At 43.8% G+C, this 16,586-nt stretch carries 18 protein-coding genes; 5 read left to right on the top strand and 13 right to left on the bottom strand.

Annotated features, from left to right (window positions below; genetic code table 11):
- Window positions 1–22: 22 nt before the first annotated feature.
- A complete protein-coding gene (locus WCG05_01765; GenBank protein ID MEI8320721.1) occupies window positions 23–655 on the bottom strand; it encodes a hypothetical protein in 633 nt (210 codons plus the stop codon).
- 84 nt (window positions 656–739) lie between these two features.
- Window positions 740–943 (bottom strand): hypothetical protein, encoded by a 204-nt coding sequence (locus WCG05_01760; GenBank protein MEI8320720.1) that lies wholly within the window; start codon window positions 941–943, stop codon window positions 740–742.
- A gap of 89 nt (window positions 944–1,032) precedes the next feature.
- On the opposite strand from WCG05_01760, the gene WCG05_01755 reads away from it, so the two are divergent.
- Window positions 1,033–2,172: a glycosyltransferase family 4 protein gene (locus tag WCG05_01755; protein MEI8320719.1), complete on the top strand. Its 1,140-nt coding sequence runs from the start codon at window positions 1,033–1,035 to the stop codon at window positions 2,170–2,172.
- A 281-nt stretch (window positions 2,173–2,453) separates the two neighbouring features.
- Here the strand turns inward: WCG05_01755 and rnhA are convergent, their stop codons facing one another.
- Genes rnhA through ubiE form a run of 3 tightly spaced genes read right to left on the bottom strand, consistent with a single transcriptional unit; the run spans window position 2,454 to window position 4,092 of the window.
- The gene (rnhA, locus tag WCG05_01750; protein MEI8320718.1) at window positions 2,454–2,891 is read right to left on the bottom strand and encodes a ribonuclease HI; all 438 of its coding nucleotides are present in this window, start codon (window positions 2,889–2,891) and stop codon (window positions 2,454–2,456) included.
- Window positions 2,888–3,358, bottom strand: coding sequence for a dUTP diphosphatase (gene dut, locus WCG05_01745; protein MEI8320717.1), 471 nt, complete (start codon window positions 3,356–3,358; stop codon window positions 2,888–2,890). Before dut ends, rnhA begins: the two co-directional genes overlap by 4 nt.
- Window positions 3,346–4,092 carry a bifunctional demethylmenaquinone methyltransferase/2-methoxy-6-polyprenyl-1,4-benzoquinol methylase UbiE gene (ubiE, locus tag WCG05_01740; protein MEI8320716.1) on the bottom strand — a complete coding sequence of 249 codons (747 nt, stop codon included), beginning with the start codon at window positions 4,090–4,092 and terminating at the stop codon, window positions 3,346–3,348. The genes dut and ubiE overlap by 13 nt, the downstream gene beginning before the upstream one ends.
- Window positions 4,093–4,187: 95 nt before the next feature.
- Here ubiE and WCG05_01735 point away from each other — a divergent pair, with 95 nt between their 5' ends.
- The 3 genes from WCG05_01735 to WCG05_01725 are packed head-to-tail and all read left to right on the top strand — an operon-like array spanning window position 4,188 to window position 6,552.
- Window positions 4,188–4,550 carry a hypothetical protein gene (locus WCG05_01735; GenBank protein MEI8320715.1) on the top strand — a complete coding sequence of 121 codons (363 nt, stop codon included), beginning with the start codon at window positions 4,188–4,190 and terminating at the stop codon, window positions 4,548–4,550.
- The gene (locus WCG05_01730) at window positions 4,547–5,245 is read left to right on the top strand and encodes a response regulator transcription factor (protein MEI8320714.1); all 699 of its coding nucleotides are present in this window, start codon (window positions 4,547–4,549) and stop codon (window positions 5,243–5,245) included. The genes WCG05_01735 and WCG05_01730 overlap by 4 nt, the downstream gene beginning before the upstream one ends.
- Complete coding sequence (locus WCG05_01725; protein ID MEI8320713.1) at window positions 5,233–6,552, top strand: ATP-binding protein; 1,320 nt, start codon at window positions 5,233–5,235, stop codon at window positions 6,550–6,552. The genes WCG05_01730 and WCG05_01725 overlap by 13 nt, the downstream gene beginning before the upstream one ends.
- Window position 6,553: 1 nt before the next feature.
- On the opposite strand, the gene dnaJ is transcribed toward WCG05_01725, so the two are convergent.
- The 4 genes from dnaJ to lnt form a co-directional block, all read right to left on the bottom strand.
- Entirely contained in the window at window positions 6,554–7,693 is a 1,140-nt protein-coding gene (gene dnaJ, locus WCG05_01720) for a molecular chaperone DnaJ (protein MEI8320712.1), read from the bottom strand.
- A 154-nt stretch (window positions 7,694–7,847) separates the two neighbouring features.
- Window positions 7,848–9,743, bottom strand: a complete 1,896-nt coding sequence (gene dnaK / locus WCG05_01715; protein MEI8320711.1) for a molecular chaperone DnaK — start codon at window positions 9,741–9,743, stop codon at window positions 7,848–7,850.
- Window positions 9,744–9,832: 89 nt separating this feature from the next.
- The gene (gene trmB / locus WCG05_01710; GenBank protein MEI8320710.1) at window positions 9,833–10,474 is read right to left on the bottom strand and encodes a tRNA (guanosine(46)-N7)-methyltransferase TrmB; all 642 of its coding nucleotides are present in this window, start codon (window positions 10,472–10,474) and stop codon (window positions 9,833–9,835) included.
- Window positions 10,471–11,919: an apolipoprotein N-acyltransferase gene (lnt, locus tag WCG05_01705; protein ID MEI8320709.1), complete on the bottom strand. Its 1,449-nt coding sequence runs from the start codon at window positions 11,917–11,919 to the stop codon at window positions 10,471–10,473. The genes trmB and lnt overlap by 4 nt, the downstream gene beginning before the upstream one ends.
- Window positions 11,920–11,978: 59 nt before the next feature.
- On the opposite strand from lnt, the gene WCG05_01700 reads away from it, so the two are divergent.
- On the top strand, window positions 11,979–13,262 hold the full coding sequence (locus tag WCG05_01700; protein MEI8320708.1) for a proline--tRNA ligase: 1,284 nt from the start codon (window positions 11,979–11,981) through the stop codon (window positions 13,260–13,262).
- A 149-nt stretch (window positions 13,263–13,411) separates the two neighbouring features.
- Here WCG05_01700 and radC read toward each other — a convergent pair whose 3' ends face one another.
- The 4 genes from radC to WCG05_01680 form a co-directional block, all read right to left on the bottom strand.
- On the bottom strand, window positions 13,412–14,092 hold the full coding sequence (gene radC / locus WCG05_01695) for a DNA repair protein RadC (GenBank protein ID MEI8320707.1): 681 nt from the start codon (window positions 14,090–14,092) through the stop codon (window positions 13,412–13,414).
- A gap of 9 nt (window positions 14,093–14,101) precedes the next feature.
- On the bottom strand, window positions 14,102–14,902 hold the full coding sequence (gene map / locus WCG05_01690) for a type I methionyl aminopeptidase (GenBank protein ID MEI8320706.1): 801 nt from the start codon (window positions 14,900–14,902) through the stop codon (window positions 14,102–14,104).
- Window positions 14,902–15,606, bottom strand: a complete 705-nt coding sequence (sfsA, locus tag WCG05_01685; protein MEI8320705.1) for a DNA/RNA nuclease SfsA — start codon at window positions 15,604–15,606, stop codon at window positions 14,902–14,904. The genes map and sfsA overlap by 1 nt, the downstream gene beginning before the upstream one ends.
- 6 nt (window positions 15,607–15,612) lie before the next feature.
- On the bottom strand, window positions 15,613–16,586 hold a 974-nt coding region (locus WCG05_01680; protein MEI8320704.1), incomplete at its 5' end, for a TIGR00366 family protein.

The following is a 16,586-nucleotide window of genomic DNA, read 5'->3' as shown; positions in this document are numbered from 1 at the left end:
CTTTTTAGGTGGAGGAGTTAGATTATCTCCAACGACGACCATACCCCCCCACGCCGGGCTGGACCCAAGCAGCACGAGCACCCCAACCGGGGCGAGCTAGACCAAAACCACCGGGGCGCCATGCGGGACGAGCACCCCAACCGGGGCCAGCTAGACCGGGTCTGAAACCTGTTAAGGCAGAAGCCACAGCAGCTATAGGGTGATTTGCAGCCCAGTAAGGGTGGTTTGCGACAAACCCGCCACCAAAACTTGGACGATAGACGCCAGGAGAATAGGGACGATTCCAACCCATAGGGCGATAACCATAGGCACCAAACCCTGCACCCATCATTGGCTGTTGGTATCCCATTTGCTGCCCATAGGGTGATTGTCCCTGAAACGATTGTTGATTCTGATTATTTGACATCTGTTGAGGATTTCCTCCTTGTTGATAGCTTCCCTGAGACCGCATAGATCCTTGCCCCTGATTCATTTGTGTCTGACCAGAGGGAGCAGCTCCCGTTGGCGTGCCCAATACATCACTGTCTTCGGCTCCTAAATTTGGTGCGCCTGCCCCTGATTCTTCTTCTGTTCCTCCCACATCAGCCTCTGTTGACAAAGCATTTTGAGAAAGGGCCAAAACGAAACCAAGTAGAATAAAAACTATTTTCTTCATGATATTATATCTCCCTGATTATCATGTTATCGTTTACATCACTTTCTCTAAAGGCTTTTGGGCGACTAGAGGGATTGTGGTGATTTATAGAACGATTCTTGGTGCCCAACCACCACCGCCACAGCCCCAACGACCGCAGCGGCCAAATCCGCCACCAAGTCCAGGTCTGCCAACAAAATATCCGCCCCTTCCCCAGCCATTGCGATACCCATGCCAATAGGAAAAAGACTCTTGTGTTGCAGCAACCATTGCAAGAAACCCGATTAGAATAAAAATATATTTTTTCATGATAAATCCTCCCTGTTCTTATTACTATGACATCATCTTTAATTTGATTTCAAGTTGTTTTTTTAACTTTCCCCACTTATAGTGAAAATATGAAATCTACTGGAGAAATTTTTCGTGTTCTGCAAATCATCCCAAGGCTTGATATGGGCGGGGCAGAACGCGGCACCATTGAACTGGCTGCGTATCTAAACAAAAAGAATGTGGGCTCTTTTGTTGTGTCTGCTGGGGGAAATCTGGTTCCTTTGCTGATAAAACAAGGTACCGTTCATCAGTCTATTCCCGTTGATTCAAAGAATCCCCTTGTTATATTTTTGAATATTTTTAGACTGCGCAAATTTATTAGAACCCACAATATTGACTTGGTGGATGTACGTAGCCGTGCGCCGGCTTGGAGCACCTATTTCGCCATTCGTAAAACGAAGGCCAAGATGATTGCCACTTTTCATGGGCTCTATAGTCATCAGAATTTTCTAAAGAAATTTTATAATAAAATTATGACCAAGGGGTCTTTGATTGTTGCGGTTTCTCATTTTATTAGCGCGCACATAAAAGAAATTTACAAAATTCATCCTAAAAAAATCGTCCTGATTCCCCGAGGCGTTGATTTGACTATCTTTGCCCCCGATAAAGTTCCTCAACGACGTTTAGAAGCCTTGATTCAGAATCTGCAAATTCCAGAAGATCAATTTGTTATTTTTGTGCCTGGTCGGTTGTCGCGCCCCAAAGGTCATGAGGTTTTGCTAGAAGCCTTGTCTTACCTTAAAAACAAAGAATATATTTGTCTGTTTGTTGGTAAAAGCAAAAATGAATCTTACAGAAAAGAACTGGAAGAGCAGGCGGAAATTTATGGCATCCGGGATAAGTTGTTTATTAAGGAAAATTGTTTAGATATGCCCGCCCTATATAAGCTGGCAACTGTTACGGTTAGCCCCTCAACTTGGCCAGAATCCTTTGGCCGCACTATGGCAGAAGCGGGCGCTATGGGGTGCCCCGTTATTGCCAGCAACCAAGGGGGCGTGAAAGAAATTGTGATCCACGGGGAAACAGGGTACTTGTTTCCAACGGAAGATACCCGGGTTTTGGCCGAATACATTGATAAAATTCTGGGCCTGACCAAGGCAGAGCGAGAATCCATGGGCCGTAAATCCATTGAACATATTCAGAAAAAGTTTTCAAACAAGCAAATGTTTGATAAGACACTGCAGGCTTATAAGAACGCTTTGGCTTAAAACCTAGCCCTTTTGGCCGACTCCTTCGCGAAAATACCCCACTCCCGTCAGCTCTGATACCCAAAGTGCGGAGAGGACCCATCCCATAATTTCTTTCCTCTGGCCCCCTTTTTTTGCTTTCCTCGAGCCCTCTTTTTTTTGCTTTCCTCGGGTTCTTTTTTTTGAATTCCTCTGGCTTGACCCGAGGACCCACGCCTTACTTCTTTCGGTAACCCAAGGGGCGCGTTCCGCACCCGAGGGAATCAATTGGGGGGCATTTCGCGAAGCAATCGGGCAAAAATCTAGGTTTTTAGTCTGATGGCTTCCCGGGCTAACTCATCCACTCGTTCATTTTCAGCATGGCCTGAATGGCCCCGCACCCAATGCCAATGGATCTTAAATTTCTGATTCAGGGTGTCCAAAATTTCCCATAAATCTTGATTCTTAACAGGCTTGTTACTGGCCGTTTTCCAACCGCGTTTTTTCCACTGAATTAGCCACTCTGTAATACCTTTGCGCAAATATTCGCTATCCGTATACAGATGAATTTCCAAACCTTTTGTAACAGATTCCAAAGCCTTCAGGGCGGCCATCAACTCCATACGATTATTAGTGGTTTCTGGTTCAAATCCAGATAAGGTTTTTTCGTGCCCCTTATACCGCAACAAGGCGCCCCAACCCCCCGGTCCAGGATTCCCCTGGCAGGCGCCATCCGTATAAATTTCGATATGATCCTTCACCCAACCCCCGTTGATCCAAAGCCTCCTGCGGATCTTTCTGTTATTTCTTCAAAATCAGATACTATTGACCATTCACATTGGGTGACCGGGGCGATCAACATTTGGGCTACTCGCATGCCGTGGGTTACTGTAAAAACCTCAGACCCCAAGTTCATTAAAAGCACCTTAATTTCACCCCGATAATCTGCATCAATGGTGCCCGGCGCATTCAGCACGATGACCCCGTTGTTAAAAGCTAGGCCAGATCTAGATCTAATCTGGGCTTCAAACCCCTGGGGTAAGGCCATGGCAAACCCACAAGGCACAAGGACACGAGCCATAGGGGCCAAGATGATATCTTCTGCTCCGATAGCAGCCCGCAGATCCATCCCCGCACTTAGGGACGTTGCATAAGTGGGCAGATCCAGACCTTGTCCATGATCCAATATTTTAAGAGAAATTGTTAAAAGGTTTGTTATTTTTTCCATCCTTCGTGAATTGCCACGATTCCTTGTGTTAAATTTTTATAGGTCACATGGGAAAAACCAACTTGTTCTAAAAGTTCTTTCAATTGGTCTTGGTTCATAAACATATCAATGCTTTCCACAAGATAATCATAAGCTTCCTTGTCTTTCGCAACCCATTTGCCTAATTGTGGAATAACAGAAAATGAATAAAAATTATAGAAAGATTTTAGGTTAGAATTCACTTTGCTGAATTCCAAACATAAAAAACATCCACCCGGTTTTAAAACCCTATAAATTTCTTCGAGTGCCCGTTTTTTTTTCGTCACGTTTCTAAGGCTAAAAGCCATGGTACACACGTCCATGCTTCCATCATCAAAAGGCAGATTTTCAGCAGATCCCTCAACCCATTCAATGCCTTGAAACAGGTTTTTGTCATAGGACTTTTCTTGCCCCTGTTCCATCATTTCTTTGCTGGGGTCACACAAGGTAATGTGGGGGCGTAAATGCCCATATTTTTTAACAATACCTAAGGAAATATCCCCAGTTCCGCCACCTAGATCTAAAACTTTCATATGGGGTTTTGCCGGTATTTTAGCCAAAAATTCTCTTTTCCAAAAACGATGAAGACCCAAGCTCATCAGATCATTCATAAAGTCATAGCGGGACGCCACACTTTTGAAGACATCTTTTACCCGACCTGCTTTTTCTAAAAGGGAAACCTTGTCAAACCCGAAATCCGTAAATTTTTCACTCATATTAAGACTCTATCGACCGGTCTTTTTCCTGGCAATAAAATTCTTGTGATTTATTCAAGAAGACGGTAACCTTCTAGGAAATTCTAGTGGGCAAAATGAATCGTACAATTCTATTTTTTATTTTCGTATTGGCAGTAAATTTGTCAGCCAAAACAACCTTCGTTTCTGGCACAGAAGATCTACCCTTAATGCCAGGGTTGCAGGCCATATCAGACACTGTGATCTTTGATAAGCCAGATGGCCGGGTGATTACGAATGAATTTACAGCCAGCATCTCTCCAAAAGAAATTTCTGCCTTTTACAAAAATGTTTTGCCAAATTTGGGCTGGACTTGTTCTCAAGATAATCCCACTTCTCTTATTTTTGTGCGGGACAGAGATCAGCTTACAATTCAGTATAGAGTTGGAACAAAGGCAACAACTGTAACCATAGAAATAACGCCCGTGAATTCAAAATGAGCCCAGAATCGGAAAACCCCCATCTTTTAATTATTGATGATGACGAACGACTTCGGAGTCTTCTTTCAAAATATTTAAAAGAGCACCATTTTCAAGTTTCTACTGCATCTTCTGCGCCAGATGCTCGCCAGATTTTAAAAAGTTTGCAATTTTCTTTGTTAATTGTTGATGTGATGATGCCGGAAGAAACGGGCTTAGAATTTACAAAAAACCTTCGAGAAGAAGGAACCCAGATCCCTATTCTTCTGCTAACAGCCCGAGGCGAAGTGGAAGATCGTATCTTGGGTCTGGAATCGGGCGCAGATGATTATTTGCCCAAGCCCTTTGAGCCGAAAGAACTTTTATTGCGTATTCAGGGTCTTTTGAAACGGGCTCGTCAGACGGCCCCAACCTTTATGAAAGAAGATGTTCAGATCGGCCCTTTTCATTTTAACAAGTCAAAAGGTCAACTTAGAAAAGGCACTGAAATTATTGTCTTAACTCAAGCAGAAGCTGAACTTTTGAAAATATTTGTACACAATATAGGGCAATATTTAAGTCGAGAATTTTTGTCAGAGACCTTGAACTTACATGGCAATAGCCGAACCATTGATGTGCAAATTACTCGCTTGCGCAAAAAAATAGAAGATGATTCTAAGAATCCAAAATTGCTGCAAACCATAAGAAACAAGGGGTATGTCTTATGGGGTTATTAAGAAAGAAATTGAGATTCGATCTGTCTCTTAAAACATTGCTTCCCAAGGGACTGTTTCGCAGAACTTTGTTAATTGTAGGAACGCCTCTTGTTCTAGTGCAGATCATTTTTTCTGTTGTTTTTTTAGACCGCCATTTGGATTCTGTTACCCGCACCATGGCTGATAATTTAACTATGGCCATTAAGACTATTGCCGAATTTTATCCTAATAATAAAACAGATGCTTTGTTAATGGCCGATGATTGGGGCTTTAAAGTTACAGTGTTTTCTAATCAGTCTTTGGACAGCATAAAATCTGGAAAATTTCATGCTTGGGAAGATCGGTTTCTAAACAGATCCTTACGGGTGAATGTTCCCTTTCACTATAAAATGAAGTCCTTCCCCAACCATTTAGAAGTTTTTATCCAGATTGACAAAGAGGTCCTAAGTCTTTCTTTTCAGCGCAAAAGATTGATGAGCCGCACAACAGTTTTAGTTCTGTTATGGGCCTTTGGGGCCAGCCTTTTATTTTTAATTATCGCCATGATTTTTATGAAAAATCAGGTCAGGCCTTTGGAACAACTTGCCATTGCCACTGAAAATTTTGGTAAAGGACTAGATGGTGGAAAGTTTAAGGTGTATGGCGCAACAGAAGTAAGGCGCGTTGCGAAAGCCTTTAACGGGATGAAGGAACGTATTCGCCGCCAGATTGACCAACGAACGGAAATGTTGGCGGGAATTTCCCATGATCTTAGAACACCCCTAACACGGATGAAGTTAGAGCTAGAAATGCTGCCAGATTCAGAAGCTGTCGGTAATTTGAAAAATGATGTCCATCAGATGGAATTTTTGGTGAATGAGTATTTGGCTTTCGTGAAAGGAAGCTACACGGAACAGCCCGAACCCGCGTCTATTGCAGAGCTTATTCAAGAGGTTGTGGATGGATTCAAAAAAGAAGCTTTGAAAATATCTTGTGATATTCCCCATGATTTTGTGATGCCTATTCGAAAAATGGCTTTTAAACGGGCTCTGCAGAATTTGCTTTCAAATGCGAATCGGTATGCAAAAAAAGTGTTCATAAAAATCTATGAACGCCACCAAAATCTTTGGATTGTTATTGACGACGACGGACAGGGAATACCAACGAAAAAAAGGCAGGAAGTGTTCCGCCCTTTCTTTAGGTTAGAGGGATCCAGAAACACAAAAACGGGGGGTGTGGGGTTAGGTCTAAGCATTACTCAAGATGTTATCCATCACCATGGGGGTAAGATTGATCTAGGGACTTCACCTCAGGGTGGTTTGCGCGTTGTGATTAAGCTGCCGCTATAACCTAGTCACCCATCATCTTTTTAACTTTCTTGAAAAAGTTAAAAGAATCCGGTTGGTTTTTATCAGTTTCCGATGTTTTTTCAAAAGCTTCTAGGGCTTCTTTTTGTGACTTGCCCAAGTTCTTAGGAATTTCAATCTTGGCTTCTACATACATATCCCCTCGGCTAGATCGCCGATAGATGCTCATTCCCTTACCCTTTAGACGGAATCTATCCCCTGGTTGAGTACCCGCAGGAATTGTCAAGGTAACACGTCCCCCATCAATGGTTGGCAGTTCAATAGAGCCACCCAAAGCAGCAGTTACCATAGAAATAGGGGTCTTACAAATAAGATCTGCTCCAGATCTTTGAAAAAGCTCATGACTTTTAATATGGATAAAGGCATACAAGTCCCCAGACTGCGCCCCTCGCATGCCCGCATCGCCCTGGCCAGAAAGTCTAATTTGTACGCCATCTTCAATACCTGCTGGAATTTTTATATCTAAGGTTTTAGAGGATTTGGTAGCTCCCTGTCCATGGCAAGTTTTACAAGGATCCTTGATCATCTTTCCCATGCCTTGACAGGTTGAACAGGTGCGTTCCACCAAAAAGAATCCCTGTTGCATCCGAAGGCGACCGGACCCATGACAGGTCTTACAAGAAACGGCTGAGCTACCCTTGGCAGCACCACTCCCTGAGCAAGTCTCACAAGGATTCATTTTCCGTAAGGTCACTTGTTTTTCGGTGCCGTGAAAGGCGTCTCTTAAGCTAATTTCCAAGTCATAGCGTAAATCGTTTCCGCGTAAAGATTCTTGAGTAGAAGACTGTCTCCCCCCAGTAAACTCATTAAACATATTTTCAAAAATATCTGAATAGCCCCCAAATCCAGACTGGTTAAAATCAAAGCCTCCAGCCCCGCCGCTTGGCCCTCCCTGACCACCCTGAAAAGCCGCGTGGCCATACTGGTCATAGGCTGCTTTCTTTTGGGGGTCGCTTAGGACTTCATAAGCTTCACTTAGTTCCTTGAATTTTTCTTCGGCTTGTTTGTTTCCGGGGTTTTTATCTGGGTGAAATTCCATAGCTTTTTTGCGATAAGAGCTTTTCAGTTCCTGTGCCGTTGCATTTCGGCTAACGCCTAAAATTTCATAATAATCTCGTGCCATGGTTATCTCATTCTATTTCCGTCATCCCGAGGAGGTCGCAAGACCGACGTGGGGATCCAGCTTCTTTTTAGACATGGCACTACACCACAGTTGTCCACAAGAGCTGGATTGCTTCGTCGGGACTACGCTCCATCCTCGCAAGGACTAAACTCTGTTACTCAGAATCTTTCTCGGTAAATTCGCCGTCCATAACCGTACCCTCTTCAGCAGGTTTGGGCTCTGCAGCTTCTTTACCTTCTTTTTCTTGCATCTGCTTGTACACAGCTTCGCCTAGCTTCATAGAAACCTGAACCAAGGCTTGTGTCTTCGCCTGAATAGCCTCTACATCTTCACCATTCAAAATTTCCTTCAGATCTACCAAAGCAGCTTCAATAGCTGTCTTTTCAGCAGCGTCTATCTTGTCACCATGCTCAGCCAATTGCTTTTCTGTGGAATGAACCAAAGCGTCAGCATTGTTTTTGGCTTCTACCACTTCTCGGCGTTTTTTATCAGCATCCGCGTTGGCTTCTGCATCCTTGACCATTTTTTCAATGTCGGCATCAGACAAGCCGCCAGACGCCTGAATGCGGATCTGTTGCTCTTTTCCTGTTGCCTTATCTTTTGCAGAAACATTCACAATACCGTTGGCATCAATATCAAAAGCCACTTCAATTTGCGGCATTCCGCGCGGTGCTGATGGAATGTTTTCCAAATTAAACTGCCCCAACATTTTGTTGTCAGCAGCCATTTCTCGTTCTCCTTGGAACACGCGAATAGTTACGGCTGTTTGGTTATCTTCCGCCGTTGAAAAGACCTGACTTTTCTTTGTCGGAATTGTCGTATTTCGTTCAATCAGCTTTGTGAAAACACCGCCCAAAGTTTCGATTCCCAAAGAAAGAGGCGTCACATCAAGCAACAGAACGTCTTTTACGTCTCCCTGCAAAACACCCCCTTGAATAGCAGCACCCATGGCCACCACTTCATCTGGGTTCACACCACGATGAGGGTCTTTTCCAAAAAACTCTTTAACCGTTTCGATGATTTTTGGCATACGGGTCATTCCTCCTACCAAAATAACTTCTTCGATTTCAGAGGTCTTAATGCCTGCATCCTTCAAAGCCTTTTTACAAGGTTCAAGAGTCCGTTCAACTAGGTCGGCCACCAAAGATTCTAACTTAGCGCGCGTCAACTTAACGTTTAAGTGCTTTGGACCACTGGCATCGGCCGTGATAAAGGGCAAGTTAATGTCGGTTTGCATGCTGCTAGAAAGCTCAATCTTTGCTTTTTCAGCCCCTTCTTTCAGGCGTTGTAAGGCCATCCGATCGTTACGTAAATCAATTCCTTGTTCTTTTTTGAATTCAGCCACAAGATATTCAATAATCCGTCCGTCAAAGTCTTCACCTCCCAGGAACGTATCCCCGTTGGTTGACTTCACTTCGAAAACACCATCGCCAATTTCCAAAACTGAAACGTCGAAAGTACCTCCACCCAAGTCATAGACCACAATCATGCCTGATTGCTTTTTATCTAGTCCATAGGCCAAGGCAGCTGCTGTTGGTTCGTTAATAATACGCAACACTTCAAGACCTGCGATTTTACCTGCATCCTTTGTAGCTTGACGTTGGGCGTCATTAAAGTAAGCAGGCACTGTAATAACCGCCTGTGTTACAGAAGTACCCAAATAATTCTCAGCTGTTTCCTTCATCTTTTGCAAAATCAGCGCACTGATTTCACTGGGGCTATGCTTCTTACCATCAACTTCAACCCAAGCGTCTCCATTCGGACCCGCAACAATCTTATAAGGAACCAAGCTTTTGTCCTTTTGAATAATCGGGTCATCAAAACGGCGCCCGATCAACCGCTTGATTGCAAAGAAAGTATTTTCATGGTTTGTGACAGCTTGTCTTTTGGCCGATTGCCCTACCAACTTTTCATCATCTTTTGCAAAGGCCACCATAGAAGGGGTTGTTCGCATTCCTTCGGCATTCTCAATAACTTTTGGTGCCTTACCATCCATGATAGCAACACAAGAGTTTGTAGTACCTAAGTCAATTCCAATTACTTTACTCATTTTTTCACCTCGTTCAAAATTTAACGTTCTTTCCTATATATAAGCAAAAAGTTAGCACTCTTCAAGTCCAAGTGCTAATTTTTTTCTTCCTATCGTTTTTTTCCTAGGAAAAAGCAGGTATTCCTGCCTGCCACCTGTGCTTTTTCCTGAAACCGGGTTGTGACCCAAAGAGAGTCTATTTCGCTTGTTTCCTGCACCGTAAAGGCTGGGTGAGCCTCAAGATGCTCTCGAATCCATGCGGCGTAATCTGTGTGATCTGTTGCCACAATCAGATCTCCTTTTGGTTTTAGCTTTAAGGCAATCAAGTCCAAATTCTCTTTAGAAATAAACCGCCGCTTATAATGCCGCTTTTTAGGCCATGGGTCTGGAAAAAGAACAAAAACCTTAGAGAGCATTCCATCGGGCAAAGCCCGCAGCAACAGGGACGCATCATCTTTGAATACCCGAACATTGCTAAGCCCCTTTTGTTCCATTTTCAGTTCCAAGGCAACAATCCCATTCAGAAAGGGCTCACACCCCAGGAACAAAGTTCTGGGATGGTGCTCTGCCTGCATGGCCAGATGGTCGCCCGTTCCAAACCCAATCTCCATTTGGATATCCTCATAGGATTCCGTATCTTTCAAAACAAAGGGTTCTTCCCCCAGTTTAATTTCAAAGGTATTTAAAAAACGACTCAGCCGTTCCTTTTGGTTTTCTGTTAGGCGGCGGCCTATCCTGCGACCATAAATCATGATAACCCTCGCGGTAAATATCCATCCAGAACGCCTGTGGTGTTCAGAGGCAATGTTTTTATTAGGCGACCACAAGGATCAATAATGGCAGAGATGCCCGTGTTAGCCACGCGGATCAGGGGGATGCTCTCTTCAATAGCCCGAACCTGAGCAATTTTCAAATGCTGTCTGGGCCCCGCCGTATCCCCAAACCAGGCATCATTGGTGACACTCAAAAGCCAGTCGGGCTTATGGGTAGGATCCACCACCTGCCCTGGAAATACAACCTCATAACAAATAAGGGGGCTGAAAGGGGGAATATTGTTAATAGCTAAAGTTCTGGGCCCCGGTCCTTCGGCAAAATCACCCAACCCCGCCGTAATAATCCGCAGATGATTTTTAGGAAACACCATTTCTAAATACCGTCGCAGGGGAATGTACTCCCCAAAAGGTACCAGATGGTGTTTGTCATAGGTGGCCAAAATATCGCCCCCACTGCTTAGCGCAAAAACACTGTTAAAGCCCTGCCTCCCCGCGTAACGCATAGCCCCTGTAACCAAGGTGCTTCCCGATGGCAAAGAGGCTGCCACCTTAAAGCAGAAATGACTATCTTTTTCCAGATCAAACCCAAAGGCCGCTTCAGGCCATATGACCACTTGAATGGGCTGAGCGGCAGGCCTCTCCACAAGATTTAAAATCTTGCGTAGATTAGACTCCTGCAACCCATACTCCCACTTAAAAACCTGGGGGATATTGGGTTGAACTAAACGAACAGAAACACCTGTAAATTGCGTGGGATTTTTTTCAAGTCGGTAATATCCCCAACTGTAAATCCCCCCCCATAGAGCCAGAATAACCCATGGCCATGGAGACCGATAATTTTGCAGCCAAAGATAAGGGGCCCCCAACACCAGAATAGAAAAAAAGCTCACCCCATAGACAGAGCCAACGCTTGCAAACTGCAACATAGGAAGACTATCCCAAGAGTACCCAATCAAGGCCCAAGGGAAGCCCGTAAAGATAAAGGAGGAAACAAATTCAGCCACCACCCAAAAGACGGCAAAAAGAAAAAGTTTTAAAACGGGGGATCTTCTGCGCCAAGGCACCAAAAAGCTGACGACCGTATAAATGGCTGCCAGGGCTGCGGGGATACCGGCAAAACAGAAAGGAACCAGCCACCAAAAACTCTCAATTTCAACAAATAGAGCGCTCGGAATCCAATACAGGGGCATCATAAAAAAAGCCCATAGGAACAAAAAAGTACACAGCAGAGGATTCTGGTGGGTTTCGTTATTTTTCAAAAACCAGACAATGGCCACACTTGAAAAAATAAAGTCAAAAATCGACCCAGAAAAAATAGCCCCCCCCATCAACCCATTAATAAAACTTGAAAGATAAGGGTGCCTATTAATCCAATTAAGAATTTTCAAAGTATTCTGAAGACTGTTGTGTAGGTTGCGTTTCATCACTCTTTCCAAATACCACAAAAACACTTATGATGTGAACCATTAAAAAAGGGATTTTTATGAAACTATCGACTTATTTTTTGCCGACTTTGAAGGAAACGCCTGCTGAAGCACAAATTGTTTCTCATCGCCTGATGCTGCGGGCAGGGCTGATTTGCCAAGAAACATCGGGGATTTATTCCTGGCTTCCCCTGGGGTTGCGTGTTCTGAAAAAAATTGAACAGATCGTTCGGGAAGAACAAGATAAGGCCGGTTGCCAAGAAATTTTGATGCCCATTTTGCAAACGGCAGATCTGTGGCAAGAAAGTGGCCGTTATGACGACTATGGCCAAGAAATGTTACGAGTGCAAGATCGTCACAAGCGCAACCTATTGTTTGGGCCCACAGCAGAAGAAGTGGTGACTGATATTTTTCGCCGCCATGTAAAAAGCTATAAGGATTTGCCTAAATGTCTTTACCAAATTCAGTGGAAGTTTAGGGATGAAATTCGCCCACGATTTGGCGTGATGCGCGGGCGGGAATTCTTCATGAAGGATGCTTATTCTTTTGATATTGATAAAGAAGGGGCGCTTGAAACTTACCGGCAAATGATGCTGACTTATCTGAAAACATTCCAACGGATGGGATTGGCTGTTGTTCCCGTAAAAGCAGATACGGGGGCCATTGGGGGTGATCTAAGTCATGAATTTCATGTGCTAGCCCAAACAGGGGAAAGCGCTGTTTACTATGACAAAAAGTTTGATGAGATGCGTCAAAACATTGATACCATTGACGTGAATAAAATCATGAAAATGTACGCCATGGCTGATGATCTGCATAAGCCCGCGGAATGCCCTTTGGCAGAAAAAGATCTGTGTCAAGCCCGTGGCATTGAAGTGGGGCATATTTTCAATTTTGGCACCAAGTATTCGGCAGCCATGAAAGCCCAAGTTATGGGGCCTGATGGAGGTATGGTTTTGCCAGAAATGGGATCTTATGGCATTGGGGTCAGCCGATTGGTTGGGGCCTTGATTGAAGCGAATCATGACGACAAGGGAATCATTTGGCCCGAGGCTGTCAGCCCCTTTGATTTGGGACTGTTGAACCTAAGAGCCTCTGATCCAGCTACAACTGCTATGTGTGACCACCTTTATGAACAGCTGACCAAAAAAGGGATTTCTGTACTCTATGACGACAGAGATGAAGGGGCCGGCATCAAATTTTCAACCATGGATTTAATTGGTCTTCCTAGGCAAATTTTGGTAGGACCTAAGGGGTTAAAAGATAACCTGGTAGAACTTAAAAACCGTCGCACAGGTGCCATCGAACATCTAAGCCCTGAAAGCTTAGTTGAGGGCATGTAACAAATTTTCCCTGGGCTTGGATTTCAATTCGCGAAGATGAAGGGTTTTATGCTTCCCCGGTAGCCTCTGCCCTTTTTACTATTGGTTTGGGGCTGAAGTATCTAAGACCTAAAATTTTCTACCAAGTCGAGAAATAGTATTCCGACCTCCTATTGTTTAGATTTTGTGCCTATCGACTTATACTCAGTCGTGCTGATGACCAAATGATCAAGAACTTCTATCCCTAACTTTGCCCCAACCTCAGCAATAAATTCCGTCAGATCAATATCAAAGTCAGATGGTGTACAATCTCCGCTAGGGTGATTATGAATAAGCAATAAATAAGAAGCCCCATAATCCAAGGCTTTTTTGATAAGCTCCCGTGGGTAAACCATGGTATGATCAACAGTCCCCTTTTGGTGGATTTCGTCTGCGATGAATTGTTTCTTTTTGTCTAAATAAAACACATGAAACTGTTCAACATTAGTATCCAAAATGCGCAATCTACAATACCTTACTAACTGATCTATATCTGACAGAATGGATCGTTTGTTAATATCCGCCAAAGCAAGGCGCTGACTTAAAGCATGGATCATCTTGAAATAAGCGGCTGAGGTTTCTCCAAACCCTTTGCATTCCATCAAGCTTTCTGAACTCGCCTGAAACATACTCTGCAAACTGCCAAATTTTTTTAACAAATCCTTGGCAATTGGTTTTACGTCCCCTCTGGGATGACTTAAAAACAAAAGCATTTCCAGCAACTCATAATCTGCAAAAGATTCTTCTCCCGTCGTTAAAAGACGCTCTCTAAGACGTTGACGATGGCCATAGCGATAATCTTGAGGAGTCATTTATTCATTTTATTTGTAGGGTGGATAAGCATACCCTTTTTGAGAAAGGGTGAAAATCTCAACCCCTGTTTCCGTAATCCCGACAGTGTGTTCAAACTGGGCTGATAAAGACTTGTCCTTGGTAACCGCCGTCCACCCATCTTGCAAAATTTTGACTTCATAACGACCAGCGTTAATCATAGGTTCAACGGTCATAAACATCCCAGTCTCTAACGTATCCCCTGTTCCTTTTCTGCCGAAGTGAAGGACATCTGGCGCATCATGAAATTTTTTGCCAATACCATGACCACAAAAATCCCTAACAACGGAATACCCTTTCTTTTCAGCGTAGGATTGAATGGCATGACCAATGTCCCCAAGTTGGGCACCAGGCCCCATCACTTCAATTCCCCGCATCATAGCTTCATAAGTGGTTTCCACCAGTTTTTGGGCTTTTAGGCTAGGTTTTCCAATATAGAACATACGGTTTGTATCCCCATGCCATCCATCTAAAATAACAGTTACATCAATGTTTAAAATATCCCCATCATACAAGGTTTTCGGGCCAGGAATGCCATGACAAACCACGTGATTGACTGATGTACAAATAGATTTTGGAAAACCGCGATAATTTAAAGGCGCAGGAATCGCCCCATGTTCAAGAATAAAATTATGACAAAGGGTATCCAAGTGGTCTGTTGTAACCCCAATTTGCACGTGAGAAGTGATAAAATCCAGCACTTCCGCCGCCAATTTTCCAGCCTTACGCATAGAAATAAAATCTGTTGAGGCATGTATCGGAATCTGCGATTGTGAGTTACGGTATGTCATTAAAATTTCAGATCTAAAGGTATGGGTTTGTGAATACGAATTGCATTTTCTGCAACTATACAGCTGTAAGCCAAAACTTCAACCCCTTTTTCCATGGCTTCCAGAAAAGCTTTGGCATAGATGGGGTCTATATCTGACCCGATTGAAAACGAGTCACAATCCTCCCGCTGAACAACATATAGCATAACCGCCCGATTATTTTCCGCCACCACATTCATTAGTTCACGCAGGTGCTTTGTTCCCCGTTCAGTCACAGAATCTGGAAAGAGAGCGCGTCCATTTTCTTTCAAGGTTACGTTTTTAACTTCAACATAGGCTTTGGGAAGATCTTCCCCCGATAACAAAAGATCAATTCGGGAATTTTGTCCGTATTTAACCTCTTCCTTTATAAATTCATAGGCAATAAGGGAATGAATCGTGCCTTCATGCAGGGCCTCATGAACCAAGGCATTGGGACGATGCGTGTTAACCCCCACAAGGGCGCCCTCTACCTGAATAATTTCAAGAGTATATTTCAACCGGCGGGTAGGGGAAAATTGTTCACTAATCCAGACGGGATTGCCTGGTTCTACAAGCCCCTTCATAGAGCCTGGATTCGGACAATGGGCAGTTACAACTTTGTGTCCTGGTAACATGACATCTGCCAGAAATCGCTTGTATCTTTTAATTAATGTTCCGCGGAGGAGAGGAGTATCAAATTTCATGGGCCTCTAAAAAATCAAAAAGCCGGTCGTGATCACAATTCCAGATACAATCAGCAAAATGACGCAGTAGCCCATAATGTCGCGCAACTTCAGTCCCGCAATAGCCAAAACCGGCAGGGCCCAAAAGGGTTGAATCATATGGGTCCAGGCGTCGCCCCAAGCAACGGCCATACAGGCCTTGGGCAAGTCAGATCCCAGGGTTTTTGCAGCCTCAATAACAATAGGCGCTTCAATTACCCATAACCCACCGCCCGATGGAACGAACAAAGTCAAAAGTCCAGCCGTATAAAAGCTGATCAAGTCGAAGGTTGCGGGGGTAGAAATTTTGGCAAAATAGGTTGCCATAATACTCGCCAAACCAGATTGTTTTAAGATACCTGTGATGCTGGCATAAAATGGAAATTGTAAAATAATGGGCCCCACTTTTTGGGCGGCTTCATCAACGGCCCTTAAAAGAGATTTAATATTTCTGTGTAAGAATATGGCTAAGAATAACAAGACAAAGCACACGTAACTAAGTTCTAAAGAAAAAGCACCTGAACAAATTTTTATAAATAGATAGGTAAGACCTGTTCCGCCTGCCAGCAAACAAATCAACCGACTATGTTCCAAGCGTTCTGCGGGAGCGTGCGATTTTGCCTCTGGTTCATAAATAGGTTCTGGTTGCAGAGTATAGGTTTGAAGGGAAGCCTTTTCTACTTTGCTAATATACCATACAGTCAAAGGAATCAGGACAACTAGGGTGCCACACAGAAAAAGATTTAAGGGTGAGAAAAGCGTTTCCTGAATGGGAATTAACCGACCAATAAACTCTTCACTAAAATTACCTTTGGTTGCCACAATCAGGGGAATGGAAGCTGAAAACCCCCCATGAAACAAAAGGAATCCGCCGTAAGCACTGGCAACCATTAATCGGAAATTAGCTTTTGGAAGAACCCTAATAATTTCGCGACAGAGCAAACTAGCCACCACCAAACCAA

Source organism: Alphaproteobacteria bacterium (genome assembly GCA_037146715.1).
Classification (GTDB): Bacteria; Pseudomonadota; Alphaproteobacteria; order UBA7879; family UBA5542; genus JBAWWO01.
Note: the sequence above shows the minus strand (reverse complement) of the source record. Positions and strands in the feature narration are given on the sequence as shown.